Origin of the sequence: Vibrio mexicanus (assembly GCF_001012815.1) — a bacterium.
Classification (GTDB): Bacteria; Pseudomonadota; Gammaproteobacteria; order Enterobacterales; family Vibrionaceae; genus Vibrio; species Vibrio mexicanus.
This window is the reverse complement of record NZ_JYJP01000090.1, coordinates 87,375-106,859: the sequence shown is the minus strand read 5'-3', so window position 1 is coordinate 106,859 and position 19,485 is coordinate 87,375. Positions and strand designations below refer to the sequence as shown.

At 46.1% G+C, this 19,485-nt stretch carries 13 protein-coding genes and 5 pseudogenes; 8 read left to right on the top strand and 10 right to left on the bottom strand.

All coding sequences use genetic code 11. The features are described 5' to 3' along the window. The first annotated feature begins 138 nt into the window (after nt 1-138). Both UA76_RS12845 and UA76_RS12840 read left to right on the top strand, forming a co-directional pair. Nucleotides 139-498, top strand: a complete 360-nt coding sequence (locus UA76_RS12845; RefSeq protein WP_047046754.1) for a hypothetical protein — start codon at nt 139-141, stop codon at nt 496-498. Between the two features lie 132 nt (nt 499-630). Continuing rightward, nucleotides 631-2,516 (top strand): annotated as a pseudogene (locus UA76_RS12840) (BCCT family transporter). An 80-nt stretch (nt 2,517-2,596) separates the two neighbouring features. Here the strand turns inward: UA76_RS12840 and UA76_RS12835 are convergent. Continuing rightward, nucleotides 2,597-4,485: pseudogene (locus UA76_RS12835) on the bottom strand (PhoX family protein). Between the two features lie 238 nt (nt 4,486-4,723). Next, nucleotides 4,724-5,176 carry a YbaY family lipoprotein gene (locus tag UA76_RS12830; protein WP_047046753.1) on the bottom strand — a complete coding sequence of 151 codons (453 nt, stop codon included), beginning with the start codon at nt 5,174-5,176 and terminating at the stop codon, nt 4,724-4,726. Between the two features lie 186 nt (nt 5,177-5,362). Here UA76_RS12830 and tesB point away from each other — a divergent pair, with 186 nt between their 5' ends. Beyond that, nucleotides 5,363-6,223 (top strand): acyl-CoA thioesterase II, encoded by an 861-nt coding sequence (gene tesB, locus UA76_RS12825; protein WP_047046750.1) that lies wholly within the window; start codon nt 5,363-5,365, stop codon nt 6,221-6,223. Between the two features lie 64 nt (nt 6,224-6,287). On the opposite strand, the gene UA76_RS12820 is transcribed toward tesB, so the two are convergent. After that, complete coding sequence (locus UA76_RS12820; RefSeq protein ID WP_047046749.1) at nt 6,288-6,746, bottom strand: Lrp/AsnC family transcriptional regulator; 459 nt, start codon at nt 6,744-6,746, stop codon at nt 6,288-6,290. Nucleotides 6,747-6,863: 117 nt separating this feature from the next. Here UA76_RS12820 and UA76_RS12815 point away from each other — a divergent pair. Then, a pseudogene (locus UA76_RS12815) lies at nt 6,864-7,931 on the top strand (PLP-dependent cysteine synthase family protein). Between the two features lie 82 nt (nt 7,932-8,013). Here UA76_RS12815 and UA76_RS12810 read toward each other — a convergent pair. Next, complete coding sequence (locus tag UA76_RS12810; protein WP_047046748.1) at nt 8,014-8,331, bottom strand: DUF1244 domain-containing protein; 318 nt, start codon at nt 8,329-8,331, stop codon at nt 8,014-8,016. Between the two features lie 171 nt (nt 8,332-8,502). After that, on the bottom strand, nt 8,503-9,402 hold the full coding sequence (locus UA76_RS12805; protein ID WP_047046745.1) for a Tim44 domain-containing protein: 900 nt from the start codon (nt 9,400-9,402) through the stop codon (nt 8,503-8,505). A gap of 177 nt (nt 9,403-9,579) precedes the next feature. Between UA76_RS12805 and UA76_RS12800 the strand changes: the two genes are divergently transcribed. From UA76_RS12800 to UA76_RS12790, 3 genes and pseudogenes are all read left to right on the top strand, one after another. Next, the gene (locus UA76_RS12800; protein ID WP_047046743.1) at nt 9,580-10,170 is read left to right on the top strand and encodes a TetR/AcrR family transcriptional regulator; all 591 of its coding nucleotides are present in this window, start codon (nt 9,580-9,582) and stop codon (nt 10,168-10,170) included. 15 nt (nt 10,171-10,185) lie between these two features. Beyond that, nucleotides 10,186-12,056: pseudogene (locus UA76_RS12795) on the top strand (MFS transporter). Nucleotides 12,057-12,152: 96 nt separating this feature from the next. Further along, nucleotides 12,153-13,076, top strand: a complete 924-nt coding sequence (locus UA76_RS12790; RefSeq protein WP_047046740.1) for a YeiH family protein — start codon at nt 12,153-12,155, stop codon at nt 13,074-13,076. Nucleotides 13,077-13,103: 27 nt separating this feature from the next. Here the strand turns inward: UA76_RS12790 and UA76_RS24100 are convergent, their stop codons facing one another. Continuing rightward, nucleotides 13,104-13,280, bottom strand: coding sequence for a hypothetical protein (locus UA76_RS24100; protein ID WP_174217998.1), 177 nt, complete (start codon nt 13,278-13,280; stop codon nt 13,104-13,106). A gap of 101 nt (nt 13,281-13,381) precedes the next feature. Beyond that, the gene (locus UA76_RS12785; RefSeq protein WP_047046737.1) at nt 13,382-14,266 is read right to left on the bottom strand and encodes a LysR substrate-binding domain-containing protein; all 885 of its coding nucleotides are present in this window, start codon (nt 14,264-14,266) and stop codon (nt 13,382-13,384) included. Between the two features lie 198 nt (nt 14,267-14,464). Here UA76_RS12785 and nagE point away from each other — a divergent pair, with 198 nt between their 5' ends. Beyond that, on the top strand, nt 14,465-15,913 hold the full coding sequence (gene nagE, locus UA76_RS12780) for an N-acetylglucosamine-specific PTS transporter subunit IIBC (RefSeq protein WP_202906940.1): 1,449 nt from the start codon (nt 14,465-14,467) through the stop codon (nt 15,911-15,913). A gap of 178 nt (nt 15,914-16,091) precedes the next feature. Here the strand turns inward: nagE and menE are convergent, their stop codons facing one another. From menE to menB, 3 genes and pseudogenes are all read right to left on the bottom strand, one after another. Next, on the bottom strand, nt 16,092-17,555 hold the full coding sequence (menE, locus tag UA76_RS12775; RefSeq protein ID WP_052772042.1) for an o-succinylbenzoate--CoA ligase: 1,464 nt from the start codon (nt 17,553-17,555) through the stop codon (nt 16,092-16,094). After that, nucleotides 17,552-18,536: pseudogene (gene menC, locus UA76_RS12770) on the bottom strand (o-succinylbenzoate synthase). Before menC ends, menE begins: the two are co-directional and overlap by 4 nt. Before the next feature lie 66 nt (nt 18,537-18,602). Continuing rightward, nucleotides 18,603-19,469: a 1,4-dihydroxy-2-naphthoyl-CoA synthase gene (gene menB / locus UA76_RS12765; RefSeq protein WP_047046859.1), complete on the bottom strand. Its 867-nt coding sequence runs from the start codon at nt 19,467-19,469 to the stop codon at nt 18,603-18,605. Between the last annotated feature and the right edge of the window lie 16 nt (nt 19,470-19,485).

Below are 19,485 nucleotides of genomic sequence, written 5' to 3'. Positions count from 1 at the left end.
AAGCCCTGCTTCAGACACGCTGCTTAAAAATTGGCTCAGGTTTTGCTTAATAACTTTTCATAATAATATCGAATATTGCACACAAGTTTTTTACTTGTTTGCCGATACTATTATTAACGGTGTGTTAAGGAGAGTTTTATGACACCAGTAGGAACGGAGTCGGCACGTCTGACACCTACGCAGCAGACAACAGTTAAAAACAATAGCGAAGCACCAACGCAACAGTCTTCAACACCTTTAAAGGTAGAGCAAAACAAAGTCACTCTATCGGCAGAAGGGAAGGCGTTACTGGCTGCTTTGCAAGAGCTCGATAAAAACAGTGTCGAAGCAGAAGGCAAAGAGAAAACCACAACTTCTAAGGTTGAATCTTTTGCTCACGGCGCTCTTGGTATGGATCACCCTGACAAGATTAAAGAAGAAGAAGATTCTTCATACTCTGCGGGGCAATATCTTTCCGCTGCGGCAACCGTTGGCGGCATACTACTAGCCATTCTTTAAGCACCTAGCCCATCTAGGTGCTTTCCTTTTATTTTGTCTTCATTGGTTTTTGCCGTGACGACAAAAGACTTCGTTTGTTCTAAAAACCACCTCAGTTCCATAATGACGCTCTACTCATTTTGGAATTACTCCGTGAAAAACTCATTCTCACTCATCGATAAGCCGACCTTTTTTGGCGCTATCGCACTACTTCTAACGATAATTTTTCCACTGATCCTTTTCCCTGAACAAGGTGCAAGTTGGATAGCAACAGCCAAAACATTCATGACTGATAAGTTAGGCTTCCTCTACCTGTCACTGGGGATCGGTGCTTTTGGCTTCATGATCTATGTAATTTTCAGCGACATGGGGCAAATCAAATTAGGTGACAGTGACGAAAAACCTGAATTTGCGACGGCCTCATGGGCGGCAATGCTATTTTGTGGCGGTATCGGTGCAAGCATCCTCTATTGGGGCTGTATCGAGTGGGCGTACTACTATCAGTCGCCTCCTTTCCAACTAGAGCCTGGCAGCGAAGAAGCTGTTCGTTGGGCTGCAACCTATGGTCTGTTCCATTGGGGACCGATTGCTTGGTCGATCTATTTAGTTCCAGCTCTACCAATCGCCTACTTTTTCTATGTCCGCAAACAGCCAGTTTTGAAAGTCTCGAGCGCGCTTATGCCTGTACTTGGCGAAGAGAACTCAAAAGGCGCTGCCGGTAAAATTGTCGACGTCCTATTCATCTTTGGCTTACTTGGCGGCGCGGCTACCACGCTAGGCCTTGCCGCTCCGCTTATCAGTGAAGGCTTGAACCAGCTATTTGGCATGCCAAAGACCACCTTCACTCAAATCTTAGTGCTGCTTATCTGCACGGCTATCTTTGCGTACTCTTCCTACGCTGGATTGGAAAAAGGCATCAAGATCCTCAGCAACATTAACTTCTGGGGCGCGATGGGGCTGCTTGCATTCGTGCTCGCCGTTGGGCCAACCATCTTTATGTTAGAAACAGGTCTAGACTCTATCGGACGTATGCTCTCTAACTTCTTTGTGATGGCTACATGGGCTGAACCGTTTGGTGGTTATGGAACCTTTGACGACACGCACTTTCCTCAAGATTGGACCATATTCTACTGGGCATGGTGGCTCGTATTTGCACCGAGTATGGGCTTGTTTGTGGCTCGCATATCTCGTGGGCGTACTATCAAACAGATGGTTTCGGGCTCAATCTTTTTCGGATCGTTAGGCTGTTTCCTGTTCTTCATGATCTTAGGCAACTATGGTTTGTCACTTCAGCTTTCAAATCAGCTTGATGTCGTCCATATCTTAAACACACAAGGCGCGACGAGCGCTATTTTTGCCATGCTAGGCGAACTGCCATTTAGTACCTTAATCATCGGCTTGTTTACCGTTCTTTGTGTCATCTTTACTGCTACGACTTTTGATTCGATCTCTTACATCCTCGCATCTGTCGTCCAAAATAATGTCACCGAAGAGCCAATGCGTTGGAACCGCATGTTCTGGGCCTTCACGCTCTCCTTCCTTCCTACCGTTCTCATGTTTATGGTGGGTTAAGTACACTGCAAACGGCGGCAATTGTCGGCGGATTACCGCTGTTAGTGATATCGGTAATGTTGATGATTTCTGCGGTTCGCGCGACGACGCTCGATCTCAAGCACCAAGAAGACTACGTTGAACCGACCATCAATATTGAAGAGTTACCAGAGATGGATCCTTGGTCTTCTGAGGGTATGGCGCTGGCTCGATTTGAGAAGAGTCGCGATGCCGCCCAAGAAGCGGCAGAAGTCGAGCGCCAAGCTATGGTCGATTTAATGCGAATCAAAAAACGCATTCGCGCTTTTGCACTTGAGCATCACAATCAGGAAGATTTCCAAGATCACCATCTACCTCAAGAGATGCAAGATGAACTGGAGTCAGCCTTGGCGGCTTTAACCAAAGCACAAGACGAGAAACAGGCGTCTTCACAACGTGCTCAACAGGCAAGAAGTGAATTCAACCAAACCGTGTTAGAAGCGCAGTAAAACACTAGAAATACAAAAGGGCTATCTGTGATAGCCCTTTTCTTCTCATTACTACTTAATATATTCACATAATGTGGCGACTAAGCACCGACAATACCGCCATCTTCTCGAGTAATCACGATGACAGATGAACGTGGAATACTATTGCCACCATCAGGGAAGTGCGACGGAGCTAAGTCCTCACCCGGGTGTTGAATACCGACAAACATCGCTTTGTTGTCTGGCGAGAAGGTTAGGCCTGTAACCTCACACGCGATTGGCCCATTTAGGAAGCGGCGAATCTCGCCGGTTTCTGGATCGCTACACAACATTTGGTTGTTACCCATTCCAGCAAAGTCCCCTTTGTTCGAGTACTTGCCATCGGTTTGAATCCACAAGCGACCAAAGCGGTCAAAGCCAATACCATCTGGCTATTGAACATGTTATCCGCATTGATGTTATCAGAGCCCGCCATTAGACCTTCGGAATATACCTCTGGGTTACCCGCAAGCACATAGATGTCCCACTCAAACGTTTCAGCCGTGTGGTCAGCGCCTTTTGGCTGCCAGCGGATGATATGACCATATGGATTCTTTTCACGTGGGTTAGCGGCATTGATTGGCTGACTTTCTCGTACACCACGGTACTTGTTATTTGTTAGTGTACAGAACACCGAGTGTTGTTCAGGGTGAACCGCAACCCACTCAGGACGATCCATTGTGGTTGCGCCAACTTGAGTCGCCGCCATACGAGCAAAGATCATCACCGACGCAGGGTCTTTAAAACCATTTTCTGGTGTTAGACCATTTTTGCCCCAAGTAAGCTCAAGCCATTGACCTTGGCCTTTCAGCTCACCTTCAACACCTTCAAACTTCGCTACGTACAACGTGCCCTCTTCGAGTAAATCACGATTGCTGTCTGCACCTGGTACGTATTTACCTTTCGATACGAACTTGTATAGGTGCTCGCCGCGCTCGTCATCGCCTAGGTAAACCACAACGTGACCAGTCTTATCCACCATTAACGCTGCATTTTCGTGCTTAAAACGACCAAGAGCGGTACGCTTCTTCGGTGTTGAATTTGGATTCATTGGGTCAATCTCAACGACCCAGCCATGACGATGAGGTTCGTTTGGGTGTTTACTCATGTCAAAGCGCTCATCGTGCTTGTACCAATCGTAGTTCCAATCTTCTTTTTTCAAACCGTAGCGTGCGTAAGTTGGCCCTAGGTCTTCATCACCTGACTGTGCAAAGTAACCATTGAAGTTCTCTTCACATGTTAGGTAAGTACCCCATGGCGTTTCGCCATTTGCACAGTTGTTGAATGTGCCCAAAACGGAACGGCCTGAGTTGTCATTTGCAGTTTTCAGTAGGTCGTGACCCGCAGCAACACCGGTCACTTCCATTTCAGTGTAAGCCGTGATGCGTCGATTCAAACGACCTTTTGGATTCACTTTCCACGTACCATCAGCCTTCATCAACTCAACAATAGAAACGCCATGCGCTGCTTGCGCTTTGCGAACGTCATCTTTTGAAATGTTTTTACCTTGATGAGGGTAAAGATACTCGTTGTTGGTGTACTCGTTGTTTACTGCTAAAACAGCGCGATCAGAACTGATTGGGAAGAACGTCATGCCATCATTGTTATCGCCAAACTGATGCGCTTGAGCCTTAGAGTCATTCGCTTGATCAAATGCTGGTGCACCTTCGACCACCATGTCGCCCCACGAAATAAGAACTTCCGCTTTGTAGCCTGCAGGAACTTGAACTGTATCTGCAGTTGAGATGCTGATCGCTTCAAAGCCCATCAAATCAGATTTTTCGGCCATTGTGCTGGCAATAGCTTGGCTAACTGGACTTGCTGCAAAAAAGCCGACGGTGCCCGCAGCGCCTGTCGCTTTCAAAAAGCCACGGCGCGAGACCGCTGCCTCTACAAAGCGATTAAATTCTGGTTCTTCATCAAGTAATCGTTGGTCGTCATTGTGGTTCATAGTACTTCCTTATCTGTGAAAACTGCCCATAGATGAGCTATTTAGTTAGAGTTTGGGCACTATAATGCGCACATGACATGACACATTTTTTACGTTTATGTATCAGTTCGTTGATCGCACCATGACAAATGACTTATCTATCACTTCTGCCTTAGGCATATAAAAAAAGCACTAAACGAAAGTTCGAGTAGTGCTTAAAGGTGGGGGTAAATATTATCAGTTCAAAGAAAAGTCTGTTCTAACGAACACCAACTAATCTCAGGTCTACATGGCCTGTTTTGTTCGAATCAGTGATGACAGGGTTTACTGTGTCCGTTATGAATCGGAGTTTTCCATTGACTTCAATGCGAGCACTGACACTGTAGCGATGGTTATCAACAATCTCATTGCGGTCATAGCTTAGTTCAAAATCAAACGGCACTTGTGCACCTTCAGTCTTAAAGCTTTGCTTAGCCAGAACAATTGCCGGCGCATCAGCTAGGGATATATCTTGTAGTGTCACCGTGACTACCGCATTGTCAGGCAGTGCGATACGCTCGCGATAAGCGATGGTGCCAGTCACTGACTCCATTTGCTGAGCCTGAACTTGGCTATCACTGGTCTGTGAGGATTCACTCGATTGGGGAGTTTGGCAACCAACTAGGGTAAAGCCAATTACTGCTGACAAAATAATGGATAGAGCCTTTTTCATATCGCCTCGCTGTCTTGCATTCGTGAGCTGGATTATAGAACCTGTTTGATATGTTGTCTTGATAACTAAAGCGATTTTGACAATGATTTGACTCGGTTAGCGTCGTTCTAATCGCTTCAAGGGGCTCTGTCCGCTATCATTTGCGTATATACTCTAAGGCAATCCAGAATTTTAAGAGCATCAGAAATGAGTAAACCTTTAAATGAGCTGCTGAGTTTACTGCAGTTAGAAAAATTAGAAGAAGGACTTTTTCGTGGGCAGAGTGAGCACCTAGGCTTACCTCAAGTCTATGGCGGCCAAGTCATTGGCCAAGCACTTTCCGCAGCACGCTACACAGTTGCTGAAGATCGTACGGTTCACTCTTTTCATAGCTACTTTCTGTTTCCAGGTGATCCTGAAAAACCAATCATTTACGACGTTGAAAATCTAAGAGATGGCCGAAGCTTTAGCACTCGCCGAGTGAAAGCGATTCAAAACGGTCGCCCTATTTTCTACTTAACCGCGTCTTACCATGGTGAAGCACCTGGATTCGAGCACCAAAACACTATGCCAGACGTTCCAGGGCCTGAGAACTTCGCCTCTGAGTCAGAGCTAGCAGCGCAAATTTCTCAGTTCTTACCTGAAAAACTAAGAGAAACCTTCTGCGGCGAAAAATCGATTGAGACTCGCCCAGTGAAAGTGGTAAATCCGCTTAAACCACACAAAGAAGAGCCAAAGCAGTACCTTTGGATACGCGCCAATGGTGATGTGCCAGATGATCAACTGATTCATCAATACCTGTTGGGATACGCGTCAGATTGGGGCTTTTTGACCACAGCACTACACCCGCATGAGGTGTCGTTGATGACGCCGAAATTCCAAGTGGCAACCATCGATCACTCTATCTGGTTCCATCGCCCATTCCGTATGGACGAGTGGTTGCTGTATGTGATTGAAAGCCCAACTGCAAGCAACACTCGCGGTCTGGTTCGTGGCGAAATCTACAACCAGCAAGGCCATTTAGTGGCCAGTGCGGTTCAAGAAGGGGTGATGAGGTTTACAGGGTAATCTTCCCGAAGCCTACTTAAAAACATTCGCCCTGCCATCAATGATGGCGGGGCTTTCCGCCCGATTAAACAGGTAGTGCTGTCGTATATTTAAGTGGTTCCATTGCGAATGTCGACGTCACATTTGAGATTTCATCAACGCTGTTAACCAGCTTCTTGTAAAAGTCATCAAAGCTTTTCATGTCACTAACTAACACTTTCATCATGTAGTCATACTCCCCCGCCATGCGATAAAACTCCATCACCTCTGGGAACTCATTCACGGTGGAGACGAACTCTTGATACCACTCATGGGAATGGTTGCTGGTTTTTACCATCACAAACGCGGTGAACGACAACCCTAGGGATTCAGGATTCAACAAAGCAACCCGCTTGGTGATGACCCCGGCTTCTTCAAGCCGCTTCAAACGCTTCCAACAGGGCGTCGTGGTGAGGTTTACTGCTTCTGCCAAATCATTCAGAGACAAAGTGCCATCTTGCTGAAGTAAAGACAGTATTTTTCTATCGATCTTATCCAAACTCATCTCAGCCCTTAAAAGAGAAAATTTTTCTATCAAATGATAATTTTAAAGCAAATTTAGCAAAATATTTCTCCTAGCAATAGGCTAAATTATTAGCATAACGAAAACAAGGAGCCTCCTATGTGCACTGACCATCTTTGGATTAACAACGCGATTCGTAAAATTGAAGCAGACTTCCAACGTTCTGCTGATACGCACCTCATCAAGCTAGACCTTCCGTCTATTGAAGGGGTCGATATCTATCTCAAAGATGAAAGCACACACCCAACGGGTTCCCTGAAACACCGCTTGGCGCGTTCTTTATTCCTTTACGCCATTTGTAATGCTGGGTAGGACCGAATACGCCAATCATTGAATCATCTTCGGGCAGCACTGCGGTTTCTGAAGCATACTTCGCCCGTTTACTCGGCCTACCGTTTATCGCTGTGATGCCGAAGTGCACTGCTCGCAAGAAGATCGAGCAAATCGAATTCTATGGTGGTCAAGCTCATCTGGTTGATCGCTCAGATCAAATCTATGCGGAATCAAAAACGCCTGGCTAAAGAGCTCAATGGCCACTACATGGACCAATTTACCTATGCCGAGCGCGCTACTGACTGGCGTGGTAACAACAACATTGCGAACTCTATCTTTAGCCAAATGCAGCTTGAAGATCACCCAATCCCAACTTGGGTTGTGATGAGCCCAGGTACAGGTGGTACGTCTGCAACCATTGGTCGTTTCATTCGATACCAACAACACAACACCAAGCTTTGCGTTGTGGACCCTGAAAACTCGGTATTCCACGACTACTTCAAGACTGGCGATATGACGATTACAGGTGACAAAGGCAGTAAAATTGAGGGTATTGGCCGCCCACGTGTGGAGCCGAGTTTTATTCCAGGTGTGGTCGACGAGATGCGTACGATTGCCGATGCAGCAAGTGTTGCTACAGCGCACTGGTTAGAGAAGCTCATTGGTCGTAAAGCTGGCGCTTCAACAGGCACCAACTTATATGGCGCACTGCAGCTTGCCTCTGAAATGAAGCGTAATGGCGAGACGGGTTCGATTGTTACTTTGTTATGTGATAGCGGTGAACGCTACTTAGACACTTATTACAACCCTGAGTGGGTCACCAACAATATCGGCGATCTCACCCCTTATTTAGACAAACTTGAAGCTTTCCAAGCAACGGGCTTCATTGAGTAACTTAGTTTAATCATTAAAGTTCCAATTAAAAAAACGCCTCCATTGGAGGCGTTTTTTGTATTCACACTTAGAACGTTTTTGCTTACTTCTTCTGTTTAGCTTCAAAGGCAGCCAGTTGCTCAGGCGTTGCTGGCAGTTGATGGTTCTGCTTCCATTCATCATACGTCATGCCGTAAACACGCTCGCGGGCATCGTCGATATCAATATCCAATCCACGCTCTTCCGCCTCCGCCTTGTACCACTTACTGAAGCAGTTGCGACAGAAACCCGCCAAAATCATAAGATCAATGTTCTGTACATCTTTGTTGTTATCAAGATGTGCCAGTAGTCGGCGAAATGCCGCTGCATCTAAACTGTCTTGCTGCTCTTGAGTCAGGTTTTTGTATTTAAAATCCGCCACTTTCTCTTCCTTCTGGTTTTGTATTTTTATTTCCGTGTATGGATATAGAAGCAGTATGCCCAATGAGGGCAAAAACTCAATAAAAAAGCCCAAGAGAAAACTCTTGGGCTTTAAGGTCTGTGAACCTTGCTGAATGACTAAATTGAGCTTAGGGGTTCTATACCTTTGTGGTTAACCTTGAATACCAACAATCAACCATGGTGCATTGTTCGCGGTAAGGTCGCGCTCTAAATGCCAGATATCAGTGATGTCTTCTTCAATACCTTCATGCGCATCGCGGTAGCGGCCTGTAAACTGCAGGCTTAACTGCGCTTTTGTAGAGTCGTAATCAGCGCGGACAATTTCTGCGTCTACGTACATCACGTCGGTGTGCTGTTCACCGTCTAACTTTTCGCGCTCAGCCTTCAAGTCTTCAAACAAGCTTGGAGATACATACTCTTCAATCGTATCCAATTGATTGTGGTTCCAAGCGCCTTGCAGAATGCGGTAGTGCTCACGAGAACCATTAATAAACGCAGCTTGATCAAAACCCGGTGGGTAGTTGTGCGGTACGTCGGTTTGAGAACCGAAACCAAAGCCACCAGTTGCTGCACCTGGTGCTTGTTTAGGCTGCTCAAAATTATGAACATTTGGTTGCTCAAACTTTGATTGGCTTGCCCCGCCATAAGCTGGTTGCTGTCGCTGATAGTTCATACTACCTTGCTTCGCGCCAAGCATGCCTCGAAGGAATTTAAACGCTACGAATGCGATTAGGCCAAGGATTAGAATATCCAAGAACTGAATGCCTTCAAACGCGCCGCCAAAGAAAGCGGCTAGCAAGCCACCAGCAAGAAGACCGCCCATGATGCCACCCATCAAACCTTTGCGGCTTGAGTTTTGAGTGTTCTGAGCTTGATTTTGCTGCTGTTCATTACGAACACGATTTGTGTTTTGTTGCTGCTGTGCTGGTGCAGGAGCAGTTCGGAAACTTTTTCCGAATGACTTACCGCCACCAAATCGTTTTGCTTCCGCAATTGGTGCTGTGGTCATCGCAACCATTAACAAAGCAACAACAGATAGAATACGTTTCATAGTTTTCCTTCAGGTGCATTTTATGAGGCACATTAATAATAACCTCTCGTTATGAGCAATGATACGCGTAAACATTAATTTGATGTATCGAAATATTGCAAAAGCATCTATCTTTAGTTGACGCTAATACACCTAAAATTTAGAATATCGAACGTTGTTCATTTTTAATATTTCATCATGGCCCGTAGAAACGATCATACCCGTGAGGAGCTCATTGCTCTCACCTTAAACACAGTAAAAGAGTTCCTAAACGAGCACTCTTATCATGACCTTAGCTTACGCAAAATAGCGAACATGATTGGTTATGTGCCGAGTACACTTGTGAATGTTTTTGGTAACTACAACTTACTGTTACTTCACGCGGTCGCCCAAACATTGGATGAATTAGCCGAAGAAGCACAAGCGTCTCTAGCAGGAACGACAGACCCAAAAGAGTCTCTCTATGGCTTGGCTTACTGCTACCACGATTTTGCACAGAAGCACCCTCATCGTTGGCAGCTGATCTTCGAACATAATATGAATGGCGAAACGCTGCCAGAATGGCAGTCAAAGCGTATCGATAGCATGACTGGCATGCTCGAACAGCTGCTGCGTGTTATCGCCCCACATCGCAGTGAATCTGAAGTGCTTCAGGCAAGTCGTGTTTTATGGTCTGGTGTACATGGAATTACGCTGCTAAGCGTTGATGACAAGTTTTTCGCTGCAGAACCTATTGATGGAAAGGTTCTGATTGAAGACTTACTCACCAACTACCTAGCGCGTTGGTAACCACAAGAGACAACAATGTCAGACAAGCAAGTATCTCTATTAAGGCAGAAACGATTTCTGCCTTATTTTATCACTCAGTTCTTTGGCGCCTTTAACGACAATATTTTCAAAAACGTTCTACTTCTTTTTGTCGCCTTCGCGGGTGCAAGCGCCCTCCCTATTTCAAGTAACCTGTTTATCAACCTCGCCGCGGGTATTTTCATACTCCCATTCTTCTTATTCTCAGCTTCCGCGGGTGTACTGGCAGACAAATGCGAAAAGTCGCAATATATTCGCCGTGTAAAGCTGTTTGAAATTGGCATCATGTGCCTTGGCGCGATTGGTTTTATCACGGAAAGCTACCTGATTTTATTGGCTTTACTGTTCTTAATGGGCACACAATCGGCATTCTTTGGCCCAGTCAAATACGCACTGCTTCCGCAAACTTTAAAAGACGATGAGCTGATCAACGGTAATGCGCTGGTTGAAACAGGAACCTTCCTTGCTATTTTACTGGGTACACTAGGCGCGGGAATGATTGCTTCGGCGGAAAATGCAAAATACCTCGCCGCATTTTGTGTGGTGGTGTTCGCGGTGTTGGGCTATTGGTCGAGTCGCTCGATTCCAAAAGCTGAAGCGGCGGATCCCTCAATCTCATTTCGTTGGCAGCCTGTCAAACATACTAAGGTAACCCTTGCCATCGCTAAGTCTGATCGCACGATTTTTATCTGCATTATGGCGATCAGTTGGTTCTGGTTCCTTGGCGCAGCTTACCTCACGCAATTTCCTAACTTTACGAAAGTACATCTAAACGGCAATGAAGCCGCGGTTTCTTTTCTTTTGGCGCTTTTTTCTGTAGGTATTGCTATCGGCTCTATGTCGTGTGACAAACTTTCTGGCAAGCATATTGATGTGGGATTGGTACCCATTGGCAGCCTAGGCGTGACCATCTTCGGCTGGCTAATGGCAACGTCGGTACCTGAAAATTTGCCACAGTTCAGCCAGTTCAAAGAGTTTATTACCTATTCTGAGCTTTGGCCGCTATTTGCCTACCTGCTGGTTCTAGGCGCGTCTGGTGGTGTGTTCATCGTTCCGCTTTATGCGCTACTACAACAACGCTCGAAGCCAAAAGAGCGAGCACAGGTAATTGCGGCTCTAAACATCTACAACTCTCTATTCATGGTCGGCAGTGCGGTTCTCGGTATTGTTTGCTTGAGTATGCTGAGCCTATCGATCACTCAGTTGTTTGCCTTGCTCTCGGTGATGAACATATTGATCGCCATCTACCTGTTTAGTCAGGTGCCGATCTTTGTTGTGCGTGTGTTGGTTTGGATTCTGACGCATACCATGTATCGCGTTAAGCACACCAACCTTCATCACCTCCCTTCGCAAGGTGGCGCATTGATCGTGTGTAACCACGTCACCTACATGGACGCACTACTACTTAGCGCAGTCTGCCCTCGCCTGATTCGATTCGTGATGGAAGAAGACTATGCAAATCTTCCTCCACTTAAACGTTTCCTCAATCGTGCAGGCGTAATTCCAATCTCTGCCACCAACCGAGGCTCTATTCGCCGTGCGTTCACCGAAATTGAACAGGCGCTATCAGAAGGCACATCGTGTGTATTTTCCCAGAAGGTCGTTTAACGTCAGATGGTGAAATCGGCGAGTTTATGCGTGGTATCGATATCGTACTCAAGCGCAGCCCTGTCCCTGTCATTCCAATGGCATTAAAAGGCATGTGGGGCAGTTACTTTAGCCGCTACAAAGGACGCGCCTGTAAGGGCATCCCAACGCGTTTTTGGTCAAAAATTGAAATAGAAGCTGGCGAACCAATTGCTCCTAAAGAGGCGACGAGCTTAATCATGAAAGAAAAAGTTGAGCAACTCCGTGGAGAAATGCGCTAGCGTTTAGTTTTCCTGAACAAACGTTAAATTCTTTCAGATTTATCGACCGTCAGTTTTCATTAAACTGGCGGTTTTAAACATAATAATAAATACACTATGTACACTGATAAAAAGCTAATCCCCTTCGCTCTCGCTGCTATTGCTTGTTTAACGCCTTTTGTCACTTCACCAACCGCATTGGTGATTGGCTTCTTGTTAGCAAGTATGGGCCTTGTTCCCACTCAAGTTCCGATTGCTAAGATCACTAAAAAGCTGCTGGCGTATTCAATTGTTGGACTAGGTTTCGGCATTCATTTTCAACAAGCGGTTGCCGTGACGAGCAACGGCATCGGCTTGATTATCTCCACCATTGTCGGGACGCTAACATTAGGTTGGTTTGCAGCGAAAGCCATTGGCCTAAACAAACATACGGGTTATCTCATTTCATCCGGTACCGCCATTTGTGGCGGCAGTGCAATTGCTGCCGTTGCTCCTGCTATCAACGCAAAAGACGACCAAATCGGCTTGGCTTTAGCGACGGTATTTGTTTTGAACTCTGTTGCTCTGTTTGTTTTCCCAGTCATTGGGCATGCGCTTTCTTTGGATCAGCAAACTTTCGGCACCTGGGCTGCCATCGCAATACACGACACTTCTTCTGTAGTTGGCGCTGCCTCCGCTTATGGTGAGGAAGCACTGACTACAGCGACGACATTAAAACTCGCCCGAGCTTTGTGGATCATTCCAGTGGCGATTGTCAGCGCTTTGCTGTTCCGCAATCGCTCAAACAAAATTACCATTCCTTACTTCATATTGTTCTATTGCGTTGCGATTGGTATCAGCGATGCGTTGCCTCAGTATGAAGTGATTTACAACGGTATTTTCGAAGTGGCAAAGAAAGCACTGGTGCTGTGTCTTTTCCTAATTGGGTGTGGGATATCAATTGAAAAGCTAAAGGCCTCTGGCCCTAAGCCCCTGCTATTTGGAATTAGCCTATGGGTGACTATCTCCATCACCTCATTGGGTTGGCTACTACTGAACTAGGTAAAAAAGCGAGTAGGCCTTGCTAACCTAAACCTCTTCAATCTCAAACTTCGCTTGCTTGGCTTTGCGTGCTCTTTTCACAGAAATCACAAGGCCAAGAAGTAGCAAAAAGGCCGACAATTCAGCCAATGCACGAGTCAAACCATCGGTTTGAATTGCCAAAACGATTTGAATGATCACTGCAACAATCAGTATGCCTCTCATCGGTCCCTCTTATACGATTTCCTTTCTCTTTAGGGACTCATTATGAATGATGGCTATATCAATACTAAATTCACTTTTGCTCTATCTAATCGCGAAAGTTGCTAACCTTCATTAACTTGCTCCTGCACCCACTTTAAAAAGGTTCTTATTTTGGGCCTTTTCTCATTACCTAACGGACATACAAACTCATAACCCAACTGCGTATCCATGCTTGGATAAGGTGATATAAGCTCACCAGAATCAAGGTAAGGCTTAACAAATCGATAGCGCCCCATTGCCACGCCAACATTATGCAGCGCACTTTGCACTCCCATATAGCGATGGCTCACACAATAGAACTGGTTAAAAATAGGTACTTCCAAATCAAAGTGTTTCATCCACCGTTGCCACGCATCCGAACCCAGTGCATGAATGAAATTGATTCGATGCAAGGACTCCAAGCCGTCATCAAGAATATTGTGTTCTTTCGCGTAGGCCGGTGTACACACCGGAACGTATTTGTCTCCAAACAACCGATAGCGGTACATATCTGTCAGCTTTGAATCCCCATAATAGAGCGCCACATCAAGGTGATTTTGATGAAAGTTTTGTTCCTCTTGAGAAAAAATATTGAGATTGAATTTAGGGTAGCGCTTTTTAAAATCGGAAATCCTAGGCAGCAACCAGTCTTGAACAAACCAAGGACTCGCCCCCACATTAATCTGGCCGTATAAATCCACATTATTAATATCTTCAATCTCGCCAAATATATTATTCAATGATTTAGACAACGTACGCTGAAACCTTGCCCCTTCTTCGGTTAACTCAAGCTTTCTAGTTCCACGGACAAACAGATTAAACCCCAGCTCCGCTTCTAATACCTTAATTCGGTGACTGATCGCCCCTTGAGTGAGGTGAAGCTTTTTCGCCGCAAGCGTAAAACTCATTTTCTGAGCCGCCACATTAAAGGTGTGCAGGTTTCGGAGCAGTAATTGATGATTCGCCATGGAACGCCTATGGATTAAAAATTTTAATTTATACTACTACCCATTTAGTTTGTTCGCAGCTCAAAATAATTCTTTAATACCCTTAGTTCATCAAATCTCTGCCTAGATCAATTTTTAGACTCAATTTTGATCCCAGTAGAGGCATTAAAAAAGTTAATCAATTAATTCTTAGGGGCATACATGAATATTCTTGGATATATGCAAAAAGTGGGTAAGGCGCTGATGGTTCCAGTCGCGACTCTTCCTGCTGCAGCAATTCTTATGGGTGTAGGTTATTGGCTAGACCCAGTTGGCTGGGGTTCTGAAAGTATCCTAGCCGCATTCTTCATCAAATCTGGCGCAGCAATCATCGACAACATGTCGGTACTATTCGCAGTCGGTGTCGCATTTGGCTTAAGCCGCGACAAAAATGGCTCAGCAGCTCTAGCTGGCTTTGTCATGTTCTTGGTAGTAACCACTCTCCTTTCTCCGGGCACAGTGGCCCAGTTAACGGGTGTAGACGCAGACGCGGTTCCAGCCGCATTTGGCAAGATCAACAACCAGTTTATCGGTATTCTTGTTGGTATTCTTTCTGCGGAAATCTACAACCGTTACTCAACCGTTGAACTTCCTCAAGCACTCGCGTTCTTTAGTGGTAAGCGCCTTGTACCTATCCTGACGTCTATCGCAGGTATGGTTTTATCTTTCGCACTGCTTTACATCTGGCCTGCTATTTACGATGCGTTGGTACTACTAGGTATTAAACTGCAAGGTATGGGCGCGGTTGGCGCTGGTCTATTTGGCTTCTTTAACCGTCTATTCCTATCAGTGGGTATGCACCACGCACTGTACCCAGTATTCTGGTTCGACGTTGTAGGCATCAACGATATCCCTAACTTCCTTGGCGGTGCAGAGTCCATTGCTAACGGCACAGGTATCCCTGGTACAACGGGTATGTATCAAGCTGGTTTCTTCCCGATTATGATGTTTGGTTTACCAGGTGCGGCGCTGGCGATGTACCACTGCTCTGATGCAAAAAACAAAAACCAAGTGTTTGCAATCATGGTCGCTGCGGCAACAGCATCATTCTTTACTGGTATCACAGAGCCACTAGAGTTCAGCTTCATGTTCCTAGCACCGCTACTGTTCCTACTTCATGCAGTACTAACAGGTATCTCACTGTACATTGCAGCAAGCATGGAGTGGATGGCAGGCTTTGGTTTCTCGGCAGGTTTTGTAGACCTAGTACTATCTAGCCAAAACCCTCTAGCTACAAACTGGTACATGCTGATCGTCCAAGGCCTAGTATTCTTCGCGCTGTACTACGCACTGTTCCGCTTTGCTATCATCAAGTTCAACCTACGCACCCCTGGCCGTGGTGAAGAGATGGAAAGCGAGCAAGAGTCAGCGTCTCCTGAAGGCCTAGCAACGCTAGCAAAAGATTACATCGAAGCAATTGGCGGAGCAGATAACATCCTAGAGGTAGATAACTGTATAACTCGTCTACGTCTAACGGTGAAAGATTCATCAGCCGCTGACAGTGACAAGCTTAAGGCGCTAGGCGCAGCAGGTGTTGTTCCAGTTGGTAAAGGTGGTCTTCAAGTTATCATTGGTCTTGGCAAGGTAGATAAAGTTGCCGAGCAAATGAAAAAGGTTCTCGCGAGTTAACCTTCCCCAAATTAGGGTTCTAGAGCCTCTTATTTAGGAGCTATAGTCTAGAAACTATTGTCTAGGACCCTAGTGGTGGCTCACCTCCACCACGCCCCCTGAAGTGCAGACCCGCTTAGTCACCGGTGCTGCACTTCCCTTTTTCTGCTCTGTTCTCTCTCGACTTACTTTTCAGTAGTCACCTTACTCGATTCAAATAGTCAGCTAGAAACTGGCGAGAAACTTTGATGCCTCCCTGGCGGCTTTCATCGGGCATTAGCTCATAACGAACAGGCCATTTAAACTTCTCCAACTTACCGTCTAAAAAGCGTTCTATATCCTGCTTATTAGGGCGTGTTTTTACTTCATTTTTTGTTTCGATTACCGCGACAGGGCGATGGCCAAACTCTTCGTCTGCAATAGGGATAACAATACTCTGCACGACATCGGGATGCTGATTCAAAACACGCTCGATCTCTTCGCAATGAATGTTCTCACCACCAGAAATGAACTGATTATCAGCTCGACCAATCACAACCAGTTGCCCATCCTGCCAACAGCCCAAATCTTTTGAGTCAAACCAGCCTTCATCATCCACCATTGGGGTACAAATACCCTGATGGTAGTAACCTTGAGCTAGCGTTTCACCCGAGATGAAAATACGTTGCTTGGTAATCTTAACTTTCCGGTTTGATAAAACATGGCCGCAACCTTCAAGCCCATCAACCGGTTTTGCCGTCACTGTCGATGCTGCTTCAGTCATGCCGTAGCCAAGCCAAGTATCGATGCCCTGATCTTTTGCTTGCTGCGCTAACTGCATTGGAATTTGGCTTCCACCGAGAAGAACATGAGTCAAAGAAAGATCGCACTGGCTATCTAAAAGCCTTTTCAATTGAGTCGGGACTAACGATGCATGCGTAACGCCATTAAAATCGGCCGCCAAATTGCCAACGCCAACCTTGAGTGCAGCGCCCGCTTCGAGCCAGCGATGAACGATTGCTAAGCCAGAAACATGATAGATAGGCAAACTGAGAAGCCAGCAATCTAAGGCTCGGTAGTGAAAGTCTTTTAATAAACCTTCAGCACTCGAGCGATGTTGAGAAACGGTGTGGGCAACCGCCTTGGGGATACCTGTTGAGCCTGAACTAAAGATAATTGAGGCGAGCTGAGAATCTTGGTAAGCAGTTACTGTCGAGTAAGTTTCTGAATCGAAGTAAGTACTAACCTCTTCGCTGTCTATCTGCATTAACGGACTAATAACACGGGCATTGATAGAGCTAATTTCGTTATCATTCAGCCCGCTTTCATGACCAAGATAAACATAGCGAGTTAGCTGCTCCCCGTAGAGCGTATCCAGTTTATTCTCGATAATGTTCAAAGGTGCAGGCATGACAAACGCGCAAACCGCGCCTATTTCTTGGCAAGCCAGATAGAGAATCACGCTCTCTAAGCTGTTCTTACCAATCACTGTCACGCAAGTATTTCGTGTTACCCCTTCACTTTCTAAATTCTGACTAGCAACAGCAACTTTTTCAGCCAGTTGTGCCCAAGTGTAGTTCTTATTAGCTGTAAAAAGTGCGACCTGATTAGGTCGCACTGATTGCCAATAGCGCCATTGCGGGACGTTTTGGTTTTCTGTTCTCTTACTTAGTTGGCCACTCATGACTGCCAAATGACTTCTTGGTCTGCCATAGATTGAACAGGAAGCAGGCATTCAGGCCACGCGACTTCAAGCTGCGCTTTGAACAAGCCAACCGTATCCAAGCCCGGTACTGTGCTTGGCAATTGCCATTTCGAAAAACGCGCCAATTGATTTAACCCAAAGCTCGATTCAATGCTTGAGCTGATCACCGCTGTTATGCCTAACTTCTCTGCGCTTTCAATCAAACCAATGCAACGCTGAACCGAGCCGATTAGCATGGGTTTAATGACAATCGCCTTACCGCCGATAATGTCGGAAAGCTTAAATCCTTCGCGCTGCACCGCATGTTGCAGTGTTTCATCCCAAGCAATCGCAATACCAGTATCAATAGCAAACGAGAAGCTGTCGTTTGGCTGCTGACAAGGCTCTTCAATGTAAGCAATGCGGCCTCGCAATGAAGGAGAGATGTGTTTGGCAAATTGCTTGGCTTTATCTAGCTTCCAAGCGCGATTAGCGTCTAATCTGAGCTTAAGGTCTGGGATCGATTCTAGAAGCAAGCTCACTATCATACCGTCGCGAATTGCTCATATAGGCCAACTTTGACCTTAGCAATTTTCTCACCCTCCATCTGATTGAGAGTAATGATCAATCATCGGGGTCACCATTGCACAGTGGGGCCGCTTGGTAGTTGCCCTCTGCCGGTAAGTCTCCTGCCAGTTCAAGCTCTGCCATTGAGATACCCCAAGCGACAGAAGGGAAAAGATCATCATAAGCCAAATGCTCACCACCAACCCAAAGCTTAAGCTGCTCTATCGCTTGTTGTTGGGCTTCTTCAAGTGTTTCAACACTAAAACCCGCCAGTGGGGCGATTTCGCCGCGAGCGACATTGTCGCCGTCTGAAAGCTCGACAATTAAGCCTGTTCGCTCGGTCAGTTTGTTTTCACGAAGAATAACGCCACTGTCCATGGGCAGACAGTAGCTGTAAAGTTTGGCCGTTCTCATTCCAATTGTTCCTATGTTGCCCTAAAAGTAGGCACCGTATTACGGTGCCTATTCTTTGCTATTGAATTAAGGGTTACGAGGGAACTTATCGAAGTCAGGACGACGCTTTTCATTAAAGGCGTTGCGACCTTCTTGGCCTTCTTCTGTCATGTAGAACATCATAGTGGCGTTACCTGCAAGCTCCTGCAAACCAGCTTGGCCATCACAATCAGCGTTAAGTGCTGCTTTCAAACAACGCAGAGCCATTGGGCTGTGCTGCAGAGTTTCACGACACCAACGTACGGTTTCACGTTCTAACTCTTCTAGTGGAACAACCGTGTTCACTAAGCCCATGTCCAGCGCTTCTTGTGCATTGTAGAAACGACATAGGAACCAAATTTCGCGTGCTTTCTTTTGACCAACGATACGAGCCATGTAAGACGCACCCCAACCACCATCAAAAGAACCCACTTTAGGGCCTGTTTGACCAAATTGAGCGTTTTCAGCCGCGATCGTCAGATCACACATCATATGCAGAACATGACCACCGCCAACAGCCCAACCCGCAACGGATGCAATCACAGGCTTTGGACACGTACGAATTTGACGTTGGAAGTCGAGCACGTTTAGGTGGTGCGTACCGCTATCGTCTTGGTAACCGCCGTAATCACCACGAATACTTTGGTCACCACCAGAGCAGAAGGCTTTTTCGCCAAGACCCGTTAGGATAATCACACCCACTTTCTCGTCGTAACGCGCATCTGCAAGCGCATTGATCATCTCTTTGACGGTTTGTGGTCTAAACGCGTTGTGAACTTGAGGGCGGCAGATGGTGATCTTTGCAATACCATCTTGAGACTTATGGTATGAAATATCTTGATAGTCGCCAGTACAATCATTCCAGTTTACTGGTGCGTAAAGTTCTTCTTCTGTGATGCCTACTGTTTTTGCCATGGTGATTCCCATTGTT